Source organism: Mycobacterium hainanense (assembly GCF_041890355.1).
GTDB lineage: Bacteria > Actinomycetota > Actinomycetes > Mycobacteriales > Mycobacteriaceae > Mycobacterium > Mycobacterium hainanense.
This window is the reverse complement of sequence record NZ_CP169059.1, coordinates 3,048,924-3,063,889: the sequence shown is the minus strand read 5'-3', so window position 1 is coordinate 3,063,889 and position 14,966 is coordinate 3,048,924. Positions and strand designations below refer to the sequence as shown.

Sequence of the window (14,966 nt, the reverse complement as noted above, 5' to 3'; positions counted from 1 at the left end):
ACCGATGAAAGTGATACCCACCGCCGAACAACGCGAGTTCGCCTCGTCGTTGCGTGCCCTGCTGGCCGCCGAGAGCCCGATCCCGTTGGTGCGTGCGCTGACCGAACCGGGCGCGGACCGACGCGCTCCGGCGCTATGGAAGGCGTTGACGGACGCGGGTGTTCTCGGGCTGGCCGTCGCCGAGGAATACGGCGGCTCGGGCGGCTCGCTGGGTGATCTCGCCGTCTTTTACGTCGAGGCCGGCCGCGCGTTGTGCCCGACGACGATCCACAGCAGCATTCAATCCGCGCTCGCCGTAGACCAGCTCGGCTCCCGAGACGCCAAGGCCAGCTGGCTACCGGCTTTGGCGCGGGGCACCACCCGCGGCACCACGGCCCTGTGGAGCGCCCGCGACGCCGCCGTGGTGACGGCCGCCCGGCGCGCAGATTCCGTGTCGGGGCGCTGGCGGCTCAACGGCACCGCGGACTACGTCGCCGACGCCGACGTCGCCGACGTCGTCGTGACTTCCGCTGCGGCGCAGGACCGCACGCTGGCGTTCGTGGTCAGCACCGCGGCGCCTGGTGTGACCCTGGAACCGCTCGCGATGGCGGGCGGGCATCGGGCGTTCACCGTTCGCTTCGACGACGTCACGCTCAGCGCCGACGCGCTGCTCGGCGACGTCACCGCGGGTGCACTGCGCCGGGTGGCCAACCTGGCGGTGGCGTTGGGATCGCTCGACCTGGTGGGGGTCGGAGAGGCTGTCATCGACCGCACCGTCGATTACACCAAGCTGCGCCACCAATTCGGCCGGCCCATCGCGTCTTTCCAGGCCGCCCAGCACCTGGTCGCGGACATGCACATCGCCCTGGCGGCGGCGCGGTTGGCCGCGCATGCGGCGGTCTTTTGGATCGGGCGCGGCAGCACGGCGACCCGCGAGACCGCGATCGCGCGCATGCACGCCGCGACCGCGGCCAGGCTCATCACGTTGGACGCGCATCAGTTGCACGGCGGCATGGGCTATGTCACCGAGACCGATCTGCATCTGTGGACCGAGCGGGCCCGTCTGGGTTCGACGTGGGGTGGCGGGGCGGACGTCGCGGCATCGTGGCTGGAGGAGACCTTGGACGACTCAGAGGAGAGCCGGTGAATGAGGACAGCTTGATCGACGCCGAGTCAGCCGCACGCGTGGGCACCGTCGCCGCGGCCGCGACGGGCGAGGTGAACCGGCGCGACTGGCAACGCTGGGCGGCGGCGATCGGCGACCACAACCCGCTGTGGTTCGACGCGGATTACGCCAGGGCCAACGGTTTTCGCGACGTCATCTGCCCCCCGCTTTTCCTGCAGTACGCCGTGCTTGGCGTCAGCCACCTCGAGGCCCTGCGTCCCGATGGCTCCTCCGGCGCCATCTCGGGCAGCCTCGCGTTTCCCCGCGCTCCCAAGCGAATGGCCGGCGGTGAAAGCTTCACCTTCCACCTGCCGGCGTACCACCGCGACGACGTCGAAATGGTCCGCACCATCTCCGCCATCGTCGAAAAGCAAGGCCGCTCCGGCAGATTCGTTCTGGTGACCTGGAACACGGTGTACCGCAACCAGCATTAAGACCTGCTCGCCGAGGCGTCCACGTCAATGATCGCCCGTCCCTAGGAGCGCCGTGACCGACCAAGTTTTCTACGAGGACGTCGAGGTGGGCCTCCGGATGCCCGACCTCACCGTGACCGTCGACGAAACGCAGCTGTTCTTCTTCAGCGCCGCCACCTACAACGGTCATCGGATCCACTACGACAAGGACTGGGCGCGCACGGTCGAAGGCTACGACGACGTGCTGGTCCACGGCCCGCTGCAGGCCGCGCTGCTCGGCCGGGCCATCGGGGACTGGATCGGCGGCCGCGGCCGCCTGCTGTCCTTCTCCGTCCAGAACCGGGCGGTCGCCCATCCGGGCCAAGCCCTGAGCTTCGGCGGCACAATCACCGGCAAACGACTCTCCGGCGAGGGCGCCGGCCTGGTGGACCTCGACATCGCCGGTCGCCGCGGTGAGACCGTGCTGATGCCCGGTACGGCGACAGTCGAGCTGCCCCGACGCGGAACGCCGGCGTGACCGGCCTGCGCGGCGAGGCGGCGATCGTTGGCATCGCGGAGCTGCCGGCGAAGCGGCGGCCCACCGGCCCGCCGATGTTCACCCTCGACCAATACGCGCTGCTGGCCAAGACGGTGATCGAGGACGCGGGTATCGACGCCGCGTGCGTCAACGGCCTGCTGACCCACGGCATCGCCGAGTCAACGATGTTCGCCCCCGCCACGCTGTGCGAATACCTCGGCCTGTCATTGGATTTCGGCGAACGGGTCGACCTGGGCGGGGCCACCGCCGCGGGCATGATCTGGCGGGGTGCGGCCGCGGTCGAGCTCGGCATCTGCGACGCGGTGCTGGCGGTGGTTCCCGGCTCGGCGTCGCAGCCGCAGTCGCAGAAGCGGCCACCGCCGACACCGAATTGGTATGGGGCGTCGTCGAATAACTACGGGTCGCCGCAGGCGGAGTTCGAGATCCCGTACGGCAACGTCGGCCAGAACGCGCCGTACGCACAGATCGCCCAGCGCTACGCGGCCGAGTTCGGCTATGACCCCGCCGCTGTCGCGAAGATCGCGGTCGACCAGCGCACCAACGCGTGCGCCCACCCGGGGGCGGTCTTTTACGGCACCCCGATCACGGTGGACGACGTCCTCGCCAGCCCGATGATCGCCGACCCCATTCACATGCTGGAGACCGTGATGCGGGTGCACGGGGGAGCGGGCGTCCTGATCGCCAACGCCGACATCGCCCGGCGCGGCCGCCACCGCCCGGTCTGGGTCAAGGGCTTCGGCGAGCACATCGCGTTCAAGACGCCCACCTACGCCGAGGACCTGCTGCGCACGCCGATCGCCCGGGCCGCCGACCGGGCGTTCGCGATGGCCGGCCTCAACCGCTCCGAGGTGGACATGGCGTCGATCTACGACTGCTACACCATCACCGTGCTGATGAGCCTCGAGGATGCCGGCTTCTGCGGCAAGGGCCAGGGAATGTCGTGGATCGCCGGCCACGACCTGACCCACCGCGGTGACTTTCCGCTCAACACCGCCGGCGGCCAACTGTCCTTCGGGCAGGCCGGCATGGCCGGCGGCATGCACCACGTCGTCGACGGCGCGCGGCAGGTCATGGGCCGGGCCGGTGACGCGCAGGTGCCCGACTGCCACACCGCGTTCGTCACCGGCAACGGCGGAATCATGAGCGAGCAGGTCGCACTGCTGATGCGGGGGGACTAGCGATGGACGTCCCCGTCCCCGAGCCGACACCGGTGTCGCGCCCCTTCTGGGACGCACTGGCCCGGCACCGCATCCTGGTGCAGTACTCACCGTCGGCCGGGCGCTACGTCTTCTACCCGCGCACCCTCGCCCCGGGGACCTTGGCCGACGATTTGGAATGGCGCGAAATCGACGGCGCCGGAACGCTTTACACGTTCACGATCGCCCGACGGCCAACCGGTCCCCCCTGGGCGGAGGCGCTACCGCAGCTGCCCGCGGTCGTGCAGTGGGACGCCGGACCCAAATTCAGCACCGAGCTGGTCGACGTCGAACCCGGCGACGTCGTAATCGGCATGCGGGTCGAGCCGGTGTTCTACGATCTGCCCGAAGACGGAATCACCTTGTTGAAGTACCGGCCGGCATGATCGGTCCACCGATGCGCGCGGAGGCGTCACATGGACGACCCGTTTGACGGCGTCCCGGCGATGTTGCGCGAGTTGAACGCCGGATTCCCGCCCGTGGAGACCATGACCGCCGAGCGGGCCCGCGCCGCCGTCGCCCAGCGACGCCAGCCCGTCACCAACATCGACGACGTCCGCCGCACCGAGGACCGGTCGATCCCGGGGCCCGCCGGCGACATCCCCGCGCGGGTTTATTACCCGCACGGCGACCTTCAGGACAACCGCGCCGCGATCGTGTTTTATCACGGTGGCGGATTCGTGCTGTGCGACATCGAATCCCACGACGGCTTCTGCCGCGCCCTCGCCCGCGGCGCCCAGGCCGTCGTCGTCTCGGTGGGCTACCGCCTCGCGCCCGAACACCCGGCCCCCGCGGCCGCGCTGGACGCCTTTGCGGCGTTCCGCTGGGTGCTCGACCACGCGCCCGAGCTCGGCGTCGACCCGGCGCGCGCCGCCGTCGCCGGTGACAGCGCCGGCGGCAACCTCGCCGCGGTCACCGCGATCCTGTGCCGCGAAAGGGCGGTCGCCGGCCCGGCCGCGCAAATCCTGTTGTATCCGGTCATCGACCCGTCTTTCGACACCGAGAGCTACCTGCGCTGCGCCAGCGGCTGCTTCCTCACCGGCGCCGCGATGCGGTGGTACTGGGCCCAATACCTGGGCGGCGAAACGCTTTTGGAGCCGCCCCACCTGGTGGCGCCGGCGCGGGCGGAGTCCCACGCCGACCTGCCGCCGGCGGTGATCGTCACCGCCGGGCTCGATCCCCTGCACAGCGAGGGCTGCGACTATGCGCGCCGATTGCGCGGCGCGGGGGTGCGCGTGGTGCATCGCGATTTCCCGGACCTGTTCCACGGCTTCCTAACCATCGCGTCCTTCCCGCCCGCGGTCTCGGCCCGCGACCTGGTCTGTGCCGACCTGCGGGCCCTGCTGGAGCCGACCCTCTGCGAGTCGGCATGACCGAAACCGACATGATCGTGATCGGCGCGGGCTTCGCCGGGCTCTACGCCGTGCACCGGGCCGCGTCCGCGGGCCTCTCGGTGCTCGGGCTCGAGGCGGCCCCCGACGTCGGCGGAACCTGGTATTGGAACCGGTACCCGGGAGCCCGCTGCGACGTCGAAAGCGTCGACTACTCCTACTCTTTCGACGAGGAGCTGCAGCGGAGCTGGACGTGGAGCGAGCGCTTCGCCGCGCAACCGGAGATCCTGGCCTACCTGCGCCACGTCGCGGACCGGTTGGCTCTGCGCCGCCACTACCGATTCGAGGTCGACGTCGTCGGCGCCGCCTTGGAGCACGGCCGATGGCGGGTCCGCACCAAGGACGGCCACGCCCATGCCGCGCAGTTCCTGGTCTGCGCGACGGGATGCCTGTCGGCGGTCAACCGCCCCGACATCCCCGGCGTCGACGATTTCGCGGGTGAGGTGTACTTCACCGCCGCGTGGCCGCGCGACGACCCCGACCTGAGCGGCAAGCGGGTGGGCCTGATCGGCACGGGGTCCTCAGGCATCCAAGCGGTTCCGATCGTCGCGGAGCAGGCCGACCGGCTGGTGGTGTTTCAGCGATCGGCCAACTACAGCATCCCGATGCCCAACCGCCCGTGGACACCCGAGGAGCAACGCCGGATCCGCGAGGAGTATCCCGAGCGGCGCCGCGTATCGGCCTATGCGGCCGCGGGCACCCCGCACGGCACCTACCACAAGAAGGCGGTGGACACCGAACCGCAGGAACGCGCCGAAGCCCTGTGGCGGCGCTGGCGGGAGGGCGGCGTGCTGTTCGCCAAGACCTTCCCCGACCAGAACTCCGACCTGGCGGCCAACGACATCGCCCGGGAGTTCGCCGAGCAGCGCATCCGCGAGATCGTCGCCGACCCGGTCGTGGCCGCCGACCTCATCCCCGTCGACCACCCGATCGGGACGAAGCGCATCTGCACCGACGGCGGCTATTACGCGACGTTCAACCGCGACAATGTCCGGCTGGTGAACCTGCGCCGCGAGCCCATCGAGGCGATCACCGCCGGCGGTGTCCGCACCAGCGCGGCCACCTATCCCTGCGACGTGCTGATCTTCGCCACTGGCTTCGACGCGCTCACCGGCGCACTGACCCGGATCGATCCCCGGGGCGCAGGGGGAGTGCGGCTGAGCGACGTGTGGGCCGACGGGCCGCTGACGTTCCTCGGCCTGATGGTGCCCGGCTTGCCGAACATGTTCACCATCAGCGGGCCCGGCAGCCCGTCGGTGCTGGCCAATATGGTCCTGCACGCCGAGGTACAGGTCGATTGGGTGATCGAACTCGTGCTGGCCGTACGCCGGCTCGGGGTGACGGAAGTGGAGCCGCGGCGGGACGCGGCGGAAGCCTGGACGGACCATGTCGCGAAGGCGGCCGAGCAGACGCTCTTCCCCAAGGCGAGCTCGTCGTGGTACCTGGGCGCGAACATCGAAGGCAAGAAACGGGTCTTCATGCCCTACGCCGGCGGGTTCGGCACCTATCGTCGCCACTGCGACGACGTGGCACGCCGGCACTACGCGGGGCTGGTGCTAACCACCCGATGATCGAGACGGTTCAACAGCTGCTGCGACAGCGCCGCAACGACAAGGGTCCGGCCGTTGCCTGCGGCGAACGGGTCTGGACCTGGGGGGAACACCTCGCGGAGGCCGAGGCGGAGGCCGCCGCGCTGATCGCGCTGGCCGATCCGACCCGACCGCTACACGTCGGTGCCCTGTTGCCCAACTGCCCTGCGATGCTGCGCGCCATGGCCGCGGCCGCGCTGGGCGGCTACGTGCTGTGCGGGATCAACACGACTCGGCGCGGGGCGGGCCTGCTGGCCGACATCCGGCGCTCCGACTGCCAGCTGCTGCTCGTCGACCCCGACCACCTCGCCCTGCTGGACGGCTTGGACCTCAACGGGATTCAGGTGCTCGACGTGACCGGCGGCCGCTACGCCGAGCTGGTGGCCGCCGCGCCGCCGCTGGTACCGCATCGCGAGGTCACCGGCGCCGACACCTTGATGATGATCTTCACTTCCGGGACCAGTGGTGACCCGAAGGTCGTGCGGCTCGCCCACGCCATGACGATCATGTGCGGCGCCAGCCTGGTCTTCCAATACGACGTCACCGCCGACGACGTGTGTTACCTGTCGATGCCGCTCTTCCATTCCAACGGTGTCGCGGCCGGATGGGCGGTCGCCATCGGCGCCGGCGCCACCATGGTCCCGGCCCGGTTCTCGCCGTCCCGTTTCCTGGACGACGTGCGCCGCTATCACGTCACATACCTCAACTATGTGGGCAAACCACTCGCGTTGATCCTGTCCACCCCCGAGCATCCCGACGACGCCGAAAACACCCTGCGGGTGGCGTTCGGCAACGAGGCGACCGACCGCGACATCGCCGAATTCGCAAGGCGTTTCGGCTGCCGGGTGGTGGACAGCTTCGGTTCGAGCGAGTTCGCGGTGATCGTCGTCCGGGAGGACGGAACTCCGCCGGGATCGATCGGCAGGCCGTACCCGGGGGTCGGCATCTACAACCCGGCGACGCTGCGGGAGTGCGCCGTCGCGGAATTCGACGAACACGGGGCGCTGACCAACTTCGACGCCGCGGTGGGCGAGCTTGTCAACACCGCCGGCGCCGGCCCCTTCGTCGGCTACTACAACGACCCGGCCGCGACGGCCGAGCGCATGCGGCACGGGATGTACTGGTCCGGGGATCTGGCCTACCGGGATGCCGAGGGCTGGATCTACCTGGCCGGCCGCACCGCGGACTGGATGCGGGTCGACGGCGAGAACCTGGCGGCAGGCCCGATCGAGCGGATCCTGGAACGGTTGCCCGGGGTCAGCCAGGTCGCGGTGTACGCGGTGCCCGACGACCGGGTCGGCGACCAGGTGATGGCCGCCCTGGTCTTGCGCGACGGGGCGCAGCTGGGGCCCGACGACTTCGCGACTTTCCTTGCGGCACAACCGGACTTGTCGCCCAAGGCCTGGCCGCGCTACGTGCGCATCAACGCCGATCTGCCGACGACCGCGACCAACAAGATCCTCAAGCGCGCGCTGATGGCCGCGGGCGTCAGCGCGGAGGGCGGCGTGCTGTGGACACGCCCGGCGCGCGGCACGTCCTATCGTCAACTGACGGCTTCGCCCTGAGCCGATTCAGAAAGTTCCTGCGGCGCTTCGCCGAACCGCGCCAGCACGAGCGTGGCCGATACGGCCACCACAAGGCCCGCGATGACCAGCCAGCCCAGGTGATCGCGTGCGCTGTCGCCCAGCCACACCACGCCGACGAACGCGGGCGCAATGGTTTCGCCGACGACCATCCCGGCGACCGCCGTGGTCACCGATCCGCGGTGCAAGGCGGAGGTCAGCAGCAAGAATCCGGCCGCCCCGCCCGCGGCCGCTGCGTACAGCGCCGGATTGGTGTAGAAGGCGCGGTGGGTCGGATTGATCACCTCGATCAGCCGCACCCCCACCTCGATGACCCCGAACCCGGTTCCGGCCGCCAGGCCCAGCGCGAGTGCGCGCGGCCGGTCCGGTAGCCGACCTACGACGGCGCCGGCGAGAAATATCGCGGCCACCACGCCCAGCAACGCCCAGCCGAGCCCCGCCGGGGCGCGTCGGAAGTGCCCTGGACCGGCCGCGAGAGCGAGCACGATCAGGCTCGCGCACACGACGCCCACCGCCGTCCACTCGGCCCGCGACAACCGCGCAGACAGGAGCCACGCCGACGCGATGCCGGTGACCGCGATCGAGGCGGCCAGCGCCGCGGCGACCACGTAGATGGGCACCAGACGTAACGCCCCCACTTGAAGGAGAAATCCGACGCCGTCCAGGCCGACGCCCACGATGTACCGCCACTGCCGGGCGGCCCGCATCAGCAGCACGGTGTCGACGCCCGAGCCGCTGCCGGCCTCCACCGACCGTGTCGCCGCCGCCTGCAGCACCGACGCCGTGCCGTAGCAGACCGAGCAGCCCAGCGCGAGGAGGAAGCCGATCAGCACGTCTGAAAACATTAGGCGTCCCGGTCACACAGCGCTTCGCACCGTCGCCTGAGAATCCTTTGAACAAATGTTTGGGCTTGGCGCCGCCGGGGCACGACTGGGGGTACGCATGGCGCCGGCCTCGATCACACCGTATTCGTAATAGTGAACAGCCATGCTTCATTCATGTCGCCCGGATACGCGAGTGTTCCCAGGTAGCGCAGCATATTTCAAGATGGACGTTTAAACTCGGTGTACACCTGTGTACTCTGACGGCATGGCGGAACGCGGCGCTGAACCCCAGGTCCCACGCGGGCGCCGGCTCTTCCTGCGCGCGGTGCGCCGGTTGTTCAGCCCGCTGCAGCCGGACGACTACCTCGAGATGATCAACCCCCTGTGGACCACCAAGGAGCTGCGTGGGAAGGTCGAGGCCATCGAGCAGCAGGGCTCGGAGGCCGCCAGCGTCTTGATCCGCCCGGGATACGAGTGGCCGGGGCACAAGCCCGGTCAGTACGTGCGTCTCGGGGTGGTCATCGACGGTGTGTACCACTGGCGCGCGTATTCGCTGACATCGGATCCCACGCCCGACGACGGGCTGATCAGCGTCACGCCGAAGCGGGTCGACGGCGGCGTGGTGTCGCCGTACCTCGTGCACAAGATTCAGCCGGGGGACCTGGTGCGGCTCGGCGAGATCGAAGGCGTCTTCACCCTGCCGGAGCCCGTGCCAGACAAGATGCTGTTCATCAGCGCCGGCAGCGGTATCACGCCGATCATCAGCATGCTGCGCGACCTCGACCACCGCGATGAAATGCGCGACACGGTCGTCATTCATTCCGCCCGCACCCGCGAGCAGGCCATGTTCCTGCCCGCGCTGGAAGAGCTCGAGAAACGCCACGAGGGCATGCGGCTGGATCTGCGCTTCACCTCCGAACAGGGGCGGCTCACGCCCGGCGAGCTGGACGACGTGTGCCCCGACTGGCGCGAACGCGAGGCGTTCTGCTCGGGGCCCGGTGAGATGCTCGATGCGTTGATCGAGCACTGGGAGGACAACGGCGACCGGGATCGCCTGCACTTCGAGCGGTTCCAGCCGAAGATCGGCGGCGACGCCAACGCCGGCGAGGGCGGCACGGTGTGCTTCCTCGACAGCGACAAGGAAGTCGAATGTGATGGCGGCACATCGATTCTCGAGGCGGGCGAGAAAGCCGGCCTCAACCTCGCCTATGGCTGTCGCATCGGGATCTGCCATACCTGCGTCGGGACGCTGAAGTCGGGCAAGCTGCGCGACCTGCGCTCGGGTGACGTGATCGAACCGACCGAGCAAGACGTCCGAATCTGCATCAACACCGCCGAGGGCGACGTCAAACTCGAACTCTGAACGAAAGGAGCGGCTTGTGACGACTGCCGTGAAAAGGACTGTGGAGTCCCCGCTTTCCCGCTTGGGGGAACAAGAACTGGAAAAGCTCGCGAAGGAATTCGACGCGATCCACGACGAGGTGTTCGCCGATCTCGGCGACCGCGACCGCCGATACATCAAGAACGTGATTTCGGCACAACGGCAGATCGTGGTGGCCGGCCGGGTGCTGCTGCTGGCGTCGCGCTCGAAGACCGCGTGGCTGCTGGGCACCGCCTGCCTCTCCATGGCGAAGATCTTGGAGAACATGGAGATCGGCCACAATGTGATGCACGGCCAATGGGATTGGATGAACGATCCCGACATCCACTCCTCGGTCTGGGACTGGGACACGGCGTCGACCGCCGAGTCGTGGAAGCACTCCCACAACTACATCCACCACACCTTCACCAACATCCTCGGCAAGGACAAAGATCTCGGCTACGAGATCATGCGCATCGACCCCAACCAGAAATGGGAACCCCGCTTCCTGTTCCAGCCGATCTACAACCTGTTGCTCACGCTGCTGTTCGAGTGGGGCGTGGCCGTCCACGACATGGACATCGACGCCATCCGCAAGCGCGAGAAGCCGTGGTCGGAGGTGCGCAAGGACCTCAAAGGCATCGGGGTCAAGGCGCGCGCGCAGATCGTCAAGGACTACCTCGGCTGGCCGTTGATCAGCGCTGGGGCGTTTGGGCTCACCCAGCTGGCGTTGCGCGGCCGGCTCGAACAGCCGGCGCAATCCCGCATCGCCGGAAGGCTCCGGCGGGTGTCGAAGGGCCGCCGCGTCGGCGCCGCGGCGAACTTCCTCGACAAGGTCGCGCCGGGCGTCGAAAGCACCTACCTGCGCACCCTGGCCGCCGACGCGCTGGCCAACGTGATCCGCAACGTGTGGGCGCACGCCATCATCTTCTGCGGCCACTTCCCTGACCAGACCTACACGTTCACGCAGGAAGAGGTCGAGAACGAAACGCGCGGCGGTTGGTATGTGCGCCAATTGCTCGGTGCGGCGAACATCGACGGCAGCCCGCTGTTCCACATCATCAGCGGCAATCTCGGTTACCAGGTGGAGCACCACCTCTACCCGGACATGCCGAGCAGCCGCTACTCGGAGATCGCGCCGCAGGTCAAGGAGATCTGCGAGCGCTACGAACTGCCGTACAACTCGGGCCGGTTCTCCAAGCAGTGGGCGATGGTGCACCGCAGCATCTTCCGGCTGGCGTTCCCGGGCGGTAAGCCCCGGCCGAAGCCCGGCCCGTACCACGGCAACGTCCATCGGCCTGATCCCGAGCGGCCCAGCGAGGGCACCCGGTTCCGCGACCGTGTCCCGGCCGAACACCCGGCCGCGGGCCCCGAACACGACTCCACCGGCGTCGAGGTGCAGCCGCCCCCGCGCGGCAAGGACTGACGCTCGAGGCCGAGCTCATTGATTTGCCGTCGCCGGGCCGCTGAGTAGCCTTTGCGCGATGACGGGGATCGACGGGCAGGTCGTGGCGATCACGGGGGCAAGCAGTGGGATCGGCGAGGCGACCGCGTTGCTGCTGGCCGAGCGCGGCGCCCGGGTGGTCATGGGCGCGCGCCGCGTCGAGCGACTCGATGAAATCGCAGAGGGAATACGCGGTCGGGGTGGATCCGCCGTCACCTGCCGAACCGACGTCTCGCGACCCGAAGACCTGCAGCGGCTCGTCGCGACGGCCACCGACGAATTCGGGCGGCTCGATGTTCTGGTGAGCAACGCCGGCATCAGCAAGATCGGACCGATGTCCGACCTCGACGTCGACGGATGGTCGGCGATGATCGACGTCAACCTGCGGGGAGTGCTGCACGGGATCGCCGCGGCCCTGCCGGTGTTTCGACGTCAGGGCCGCGGGCATTTCGTGACGACGGTGTCGACCGCGGGGCTCAAGATCGTCCCCACGATGGCGGTGTACGCCGCCACGAAGAACGCCGTTCGTACCGTCATGGAGGGCTTGCGTCAGGAATCGACCGATGGCGTCGTCCGGACCACGTCGATCTCGCCGGGATTCGTCGACACCCAATTGGACGGCTCCATTGACGACGCGGCGGTGCGCGCTCAGATCCGGCGCAACATGGCCGAGTTCGGCTTGCCGCCGGCGGCGGTGGCCCGGGCCATCGCGTTCGCCATCGAGCAACCGCCCGACGTCGAGATCGGCGACATCACCATCCGGCCGACGGTCCAGGGCTGAACCCGCCATCGGGAATGTCGATGGCCGGCATTGGCGATGCCAATGGCCGGTACCGATTCTTTCCGGCGGCCGACCGCTTGAATGTGGTCATGGAACTCGAATCTCAGATCGCGCTCGTGACCGGTGGTACCGCCGGCATCGGCCTGGAATCGGCCCGCCTGCTGGCTCGCGAGGGCGCCGAGGTGGTGATCTCGGGGCGCGACGCCGAGCGCGGCGCCCAGGCGGTGGCGGAAATCGACGGCAAGGTGCGGTTCGTCCGGGCCGATCTCGGCGACCTGGATTCGGTCGCCGAGCTGGTTGAGCAAGCCGGTCCGGTCGACATATTGGTCAACAACGCGGGCGCCTTCCCGGTCAGACCCACCGTGGAGCAGGACCCGGGCTCCTTCGGGCTCGTCTTCGACACCAACGTGCGCGGGGCCTACTTCCTGGTCGCGCCGCTCGCCCGGGGCATGGTGGCGCGGGGGCGCGGCAGCATCGTGAACATCACCTCGCTGGCGGCGGCGAAAGGGATGCCGGGGGCGTCGGTCTACGGGGCGACCAAGGCGGCGCTGGCGTCGCTGACTCGAACATGGGCCGCCGAATTCGGCGTGCACGGTGTCAGGGTGAACAGCGTCTCGCCCGGGCCCACCCGGACCGCGGGCGTGCTGGCCGAGTGGGGTGAGTCCATCGAGGACATCGGCGCTGGTCTCCCGCTGCACCGCACCGCCCGCCCGGCCGAGATCGCGCAGGCGGTGCTGTTCCTGGCATCACCGCGGGCCAGCTACGTGACGGGATCGACGCTTTACGTCGACGGCGGCGGTGCGGCGGTCTGAACGCGCGCCTGAATCTGAACCATCTTCGGCACCCGCTCGTGGATGATCATCGATGATGCGCCGCATCCACAGCTCCGGCACCGCAGACACCGAGCCGACCGATTCCGGCGGCTACGGGTTTCCCGCGCGACTGTGGCGCCTGCTGGACGAGCATCCGCCGCCGGGCGTCAGCCGGGCGCAGCGCTGGCGCAGCCCCCTGCGGGGGCGGTGGCTGACTTCCCTGTTCGGCTCGGTGCTGCTGGTCACGATGCCGATCGTCATCGTCACCGGCCTCCTGTCGTACATCGCCTACGGGCCGCGGTTCGGCCAAGCCATCCCCGGCGACGTCGGGTGGCTGAAGCTGCCGACGTTCGATTGGCCCACCAACCCGTCGTGGCTGTACCGGCTGACCCAGGGGTTGCACGTCGGACTCGGGCTGATCCTGATCCCGGTGGTGCTGGCCAAGCTGTGGTCGGTGATCCCGCGGCTGTTCGCGTGGCCGCCCGCCCGGTCCATAGCCCAACTGCTCGAACGGGTTTCGCTGCTGATGCTGGTCGGCGGCGTCCTGTTCGACATTGTCACCGGCGTGCTGAACATCCAGTACGACTACATCTTCGGTTTCAGCTTCTACACCGCGCACTATTTCGGCGCCTGGGTGTTCATCGCCGGGTTCGTCGTGCATATCGCGATCAAAATCCCGGCCATGTGGTCCGGACTGCGCTCGATCTCCGCGCGCGACGTGCTGCGCACCGGGCGGGCCGAGACCCGGGCGGAACCCTGGGAGCCGGACGGGCTGGTCGCCGCGGATCCGGACCCCGCGACGATGAGCCGCCGCGGCGCCCTGGCGCTGGTCGGCGGCGGCGCGCTGTTCATGGCGGTCATCACCGCGGGGCAGACGCTGGGTGGCTTCACACGGCCCGCGGCCCTGCTGCTCCCGCGCGGCCGCACCCGGGGGGACGGGCCCGGCGACTTCCAGGTCAACCGAACCGCGGCAGCGGCGGGCATTTCCTCCGAAAACGCCGGTGAACGCTGGCGGCTCACGCTGAGCGGAGGATCCCACGCCGTCGTCCTGGATCGCCCCGCCCTGCTCGCCATGCCGCAGCACACCGCCACGCTGCCGATCGCCTGCGTGGAAGGCTGGTCCACCACCCAGACCTGGACCGGCGTACGGCTGGCGGAGCTGGCCAGGCTCGCCGGCGTTCCCGCACCCGAGTCGGCCTACGTCTCATCGTTGGAGCGCGGGGGCGCGTTCGGCCGGGCGACGCTGCAGAGCAGTCAGGTACTGCACCCCCATGCCCTGCTGGCCCTGCGCGTCAACGGGGCCGACCTGTCCCCGGATCATGGCTACCCGGCGCGCATCATCGTGCCGGCGTTGCCAGGGGTGCACAACACCAAATGGGTGGAATCCATCGCCTTTAGGGCCAACCCAAATGCCTAGCGCGCGAGCGGCTTTCGTGCGGCTCTATGGCTCTGGCCCGTGGCATCTGCTGACGTTGATCGCCGGGTTCGCGCTCCTGGCCTATGTCGTGGTCACCATCAAACCGGTCACGCTGTGGAACCCCCACGTGTGGTGGCAGTCCATCATCGTGTGGTTCGCCGCGGCCATCGTCGCCCACGACCTGGTGTTGTTCCCGGTCTACGCATTGCTCGACCGGCTGCTGTCACGGTCCGTCGCCCGGCCCGCACCGCGGGGTGTGCCCGTCATCAACCACATCCGAGTGCCCGCGCTGGGGGCGGGCCTGACGCTGCTGGTGTTCCTGCCCGGCATCATCAAGCAGGGCGCCGCCACGTATGCGGCCGCGACCGGCCAGACGCAGGACCCCTTTCTTGGCCGCTGGTTCCTGCTGACCGCCACGATGTTCGCGGTGAGCGCCGCGATCTACGCTGTCCGCGTTGTCAGGCGATGAACCGC

The 14,966-nt window shown here is 69.1% G+C and carries 15 protein-coding genes; 14 read left to right on the top strand and 1 reads right to left on the bottom strand.

Annotated elements, in window-relative coordinates:
- Positions 1 to 4 precede the first annotated feature (4 nt).
- The 8 genes from ACEL92_RS14355 to fadD1 all read left to right on the top strand — a co-directional run bounded on the left by ACEL92_RS14355 (position 5) and on the right by fadD1 (position 7,836).
- Complete coding sequence (locus ACEL92_RS14355; RefSeq protein ID WP_374021411.1) at positions 5 to 1,126, top strand: acyl-CoA dehydrogenase family protein; 1,122 nt, start codon at positions 5 to 7, stop codon at positions 1,124 to 1,126.
- Entirely contained in the window at positions 1,123 to 1,578 is a 456-nt protein-coding gene (locus ACEL92_RS14350) for a MaoC family dehydratase (protein ID WP_374021410.1), read from the top strand. The genes ACEL92_RS14355 and ACEL92_RS14350 overlap by 4 nt, the downstream gene beginning before the upstream one ends.
- Before the next feature lie 97 nt (positions 1,579 to 1,675).
- Entirely contained in the window at positions 1,676 to 2,074 is a 399-nt protein-coding gene (locus ACEL92_RS14345; protein WP_374026218.1) for an acyl dehydratase, read from the top strand.
- Complete coding sequence (locus ACEL92_RS14340) at positions 2,071 to 3,273, top strand: thiolase family protein (protein ID WP_374021409.1); 1,203 nt, start codon at positions 2,071 to 2,073, stop codon at positions 3,271 to 3,273. The genes ACEL92_RS14345 and ACEL92_RS14340 overlap by 4 nt, the downstream gene beginning before the upstream one ends.
- A 2-nt stretch (positions 3,274 to 3,275) precedes the next feature.
- Positions 3,276 to 3,677 carry a Zn-ribbon domain-containing OB-fold protein gene (locus tag ACEL92_RS14335; RefSeq protein ID WP_374021408.1) on the top strand — a complete coding sequence of 134 codons (402 nt, stop codon included), beginning with the start codon at positions 3,276 to 3,278 and terminating at the stop codon, positions 3,675 to 3,677.
- A gap of 30 nt (positions 3,678 to 3,707) precedes the next feature.
- Positions 3,708 to 4,664 carry an alpha/beta hydrolase gene (locus ACEL92_RS14330; protein WP_374021407.1) on the top strand — a complete coding sequence of 319 codons (957 nt, stop codon included), beginning with the start codon at positions 3,708 to 3,710 and terminating at the stop codon, positions 4,662 to 4,664.
- Complete coding sequence (locus ACEL92_RS14325; RefSeq protein WP_374021406.1) at positions 4,661 to 6,253, top strand: flavin-containing monooxygenase; 1,593 nt, start codon at positions 4,661 to 4,663, stop codon at positions 6,251 to 6,253. The genes ACEL92_RS14330 and ACEL92_RS14325 overlap by 4 nt, the downstream gene beginning before the upstream one ends.
- Positions 6,250 to 7,836: a fatty-acid--CoA ligase FadD1 gene (fadD1, locus tag ACEL92_RS14320; RefSeq protein ID WP_374021405.1), complete on the top strand. Its 1,587-nt coding sequence runs from the start codon at positions 6,250 to 6,252 to the stop codon at positions 7,834 to 7,836. The genes ACEL92_RS14325 and fadD1 overlap by 4 nt, the downstream gene beginning before the upstream one ends.
- On the opposite strand, the gene ACEL92_RS14315 is transcribed toward fadD1, so the two are convergent.
- Positions 7,815 to 8,699, bottom strand: coding sequence for a DMT family transporter (locus ACEL92_RS14315; RefSeq protein WP_374021404.1), 885 nt, complete (start codon positions 8,697 to 8,699; stop codon positions 7,815 to 7,817). The genes fadD1 and ACEL92_RS14315 overlap by 22 nt on opposite strands.
- Positions 8,700 to 8,943: 244 nt before the next feature.
- On the opposite strand from ACEL92_RS14315, the gene ACEL92_RS14310 reads away from it, so the two are divergent.
- The 6 genes from ACEL92_RS14310 to ACEL92_RS14285 all read left to right on the top strand — a co-directional run bounded on the left by ACEL92_RS14310 (position 8,944) and on the right by ACEL92_RS14285 (position 14,961).
- Positions 8,944 to 10,041 carry a ferredoxin reductase gene (locus ACEL92_RS14310; protein WP_374021402.1) on the top strand — a complete coding sequence of 366 codons (1,098 nt, stop codon included), beginning with the start codon at positions 8,944 to 8,946 and terminating at the stop codon, positions 10,039 to 10,041.
- 28 nt (positions 10,042 to 10,069) lie between these two features.
- Positions 10,070 to 11,464: a fatty acid desaturase gene (locus ACEL92_RS14305; RefSeq protein ID WP_374026217.1), complete on the top strand. Its 1,395-nt coding sequence runs from the start codon at positions 10,070 to 10,072 to the stop codon at positions 11,462 to 11,464.
- A gap of 58 nt (positions 11,465 to 11,522) precedes the next feature.
- Positions 11,523 to 12,263 carry an SDR family oxidoreductase gene (locus tag ACEL92_RS14300; RefSeq protein ID WP_374021401.1) on the top strand — a complete coding sequence of 247 codons (741 nt, stop codon included), beginning with the start codon at positions 11,523 to 11,525 and terminating at the stop codon, positions 12,261 to 12,263.
- Between the two features lie 89 nt (positions 12,264 to 12,352).
- Positions 12,353 to 13,075, top strand: a complete 723-nt coding sequence (locus tag ACEL92_RS14295) for an SDR family NAD(P)-dependent oxidoreductase (protein WP_374021400.1) — start codon at positions 12,353 to 12,355, stop codon at positions 13,073 to 13,075.
- A 52-nt stretch (positions 13,076 to 13,127) separates the two neighbouring features.
- Positions 13,128 to 14,492 (top strand): molybdopterin-dependent oxidoreductase, encoded by a 1,365-nt coding sequence (locus tag ACEL92_RS14290; RefSeq protein WP_374021399.1) that lies wholly within the window; start codon positions 13,128 to 13,130, stop codon positions 14,490 to 14,492.
- On the top strand, positions 14,485 to 14,961 hold the full coding sequence (locus ACEL92_RS14285) for a hypothetical protein (protein WP_374021398.1): 477 nt from the start codon (positions 14,485 to 14,487) through the stop codon (positions 14,959 to 14,961). The genes ACEL92_RS14290 and ACEL92_RS14285 overlap by 8 nt, the downstream gene beginning before the upstream one ends.
- Positions 14,962 to 14,966: the final 5 nt, after the last annotated feature.

Excerpts from the sequence above, each read along its gene's own strand:
- ACEL92_RS14355 (WP_374021411.1), top strand. The coding sequence starts at position 5 with ATGAAAGTGATACCCACCGCCGAACAACGCGAGTTCGCCTCGTCGTTG.
- ACEL92_RS14345 (WP_374026218.1), top strand. The coding sequence starts at position 1,676 with ATGCCCGACCTCACCGTGACCGTCGACGAAACGCAGCTGTTCTTCTTC.
- ACEL92_RS14335 (WP_374021408.1), top strand. The coding sequence starts at position 3,276 with ATGGACGTCCCCGTCCCCGAGCCGACACCGGTGTCGCGCCCCTTCTGG.
- ACEL92_RS14330 (WP_374021407.1), top strand. The coding sequence starts at position 3,708 with ATGGACGACCCGTTTGACGGCGTCCCGGCGATGTTGCGCGAGTTGAAC.
- ACEL92_RS14325 (WP_374021406.1), top strand. The coding sequence starts at position 4,661 with ATGACCGAAACCGACATGATCGTGATCGGCGCGGGCTTCGCCGGGCTC.
- fadD1 (WP_374021405.1), top strand. The coding sequence starts at position 6,250 with ATGATCGAGACGGTTCAACAGCTGCTGCGACAGCGCCGCAACGACAAG.
- ACEL92_RS14315 (WP_374021404.1), bottom strand. The coding sequence starts at position 8,699 with ATGTTTTCAGACGTGCTGATCGGCTTCCTCCTCGCGCTGGGCTGCTCG.
- ACEL92_RS14310 (WP_374021402.1), top strand. The coding sequence starts at position 8,944 with ATGGCGGAACGCGGCGCTGAACCCCAGGTCCCACGCGGGCGCCGGCTC.
- ACEL92_RS14300 (WP_374021401.1), top strand. The coding sequence starts at position 11,523 with ATGACGGGGATCGACGGGCAGGTCGTGGCGATCACGGGGGCAAGCAGT.
- ACEL92_RS14295 (WP_374021400.1), top strand. The coding sequence starts at position 12,353 with ATGGAACTCGAATCTCAGATCGCGCTCGTGACCGGTGGTACCGCCGGC.
- ACEL92_RS14290 (WP_374021399.1), top strand. The coding sequence starts at position 13,128 with ATGATGCGCCGCATCCACAGCTCCGGCACCGCAGACACCGAGCCGACC.
- ACEL92_RS14285 (WP_374021398.1), top strand. The coding sequence starts at position 14,485 with ATGCCTAGCGCGCGAGCGGCTTTCGTGCGGCTCTATGGCTCTGGCCCG.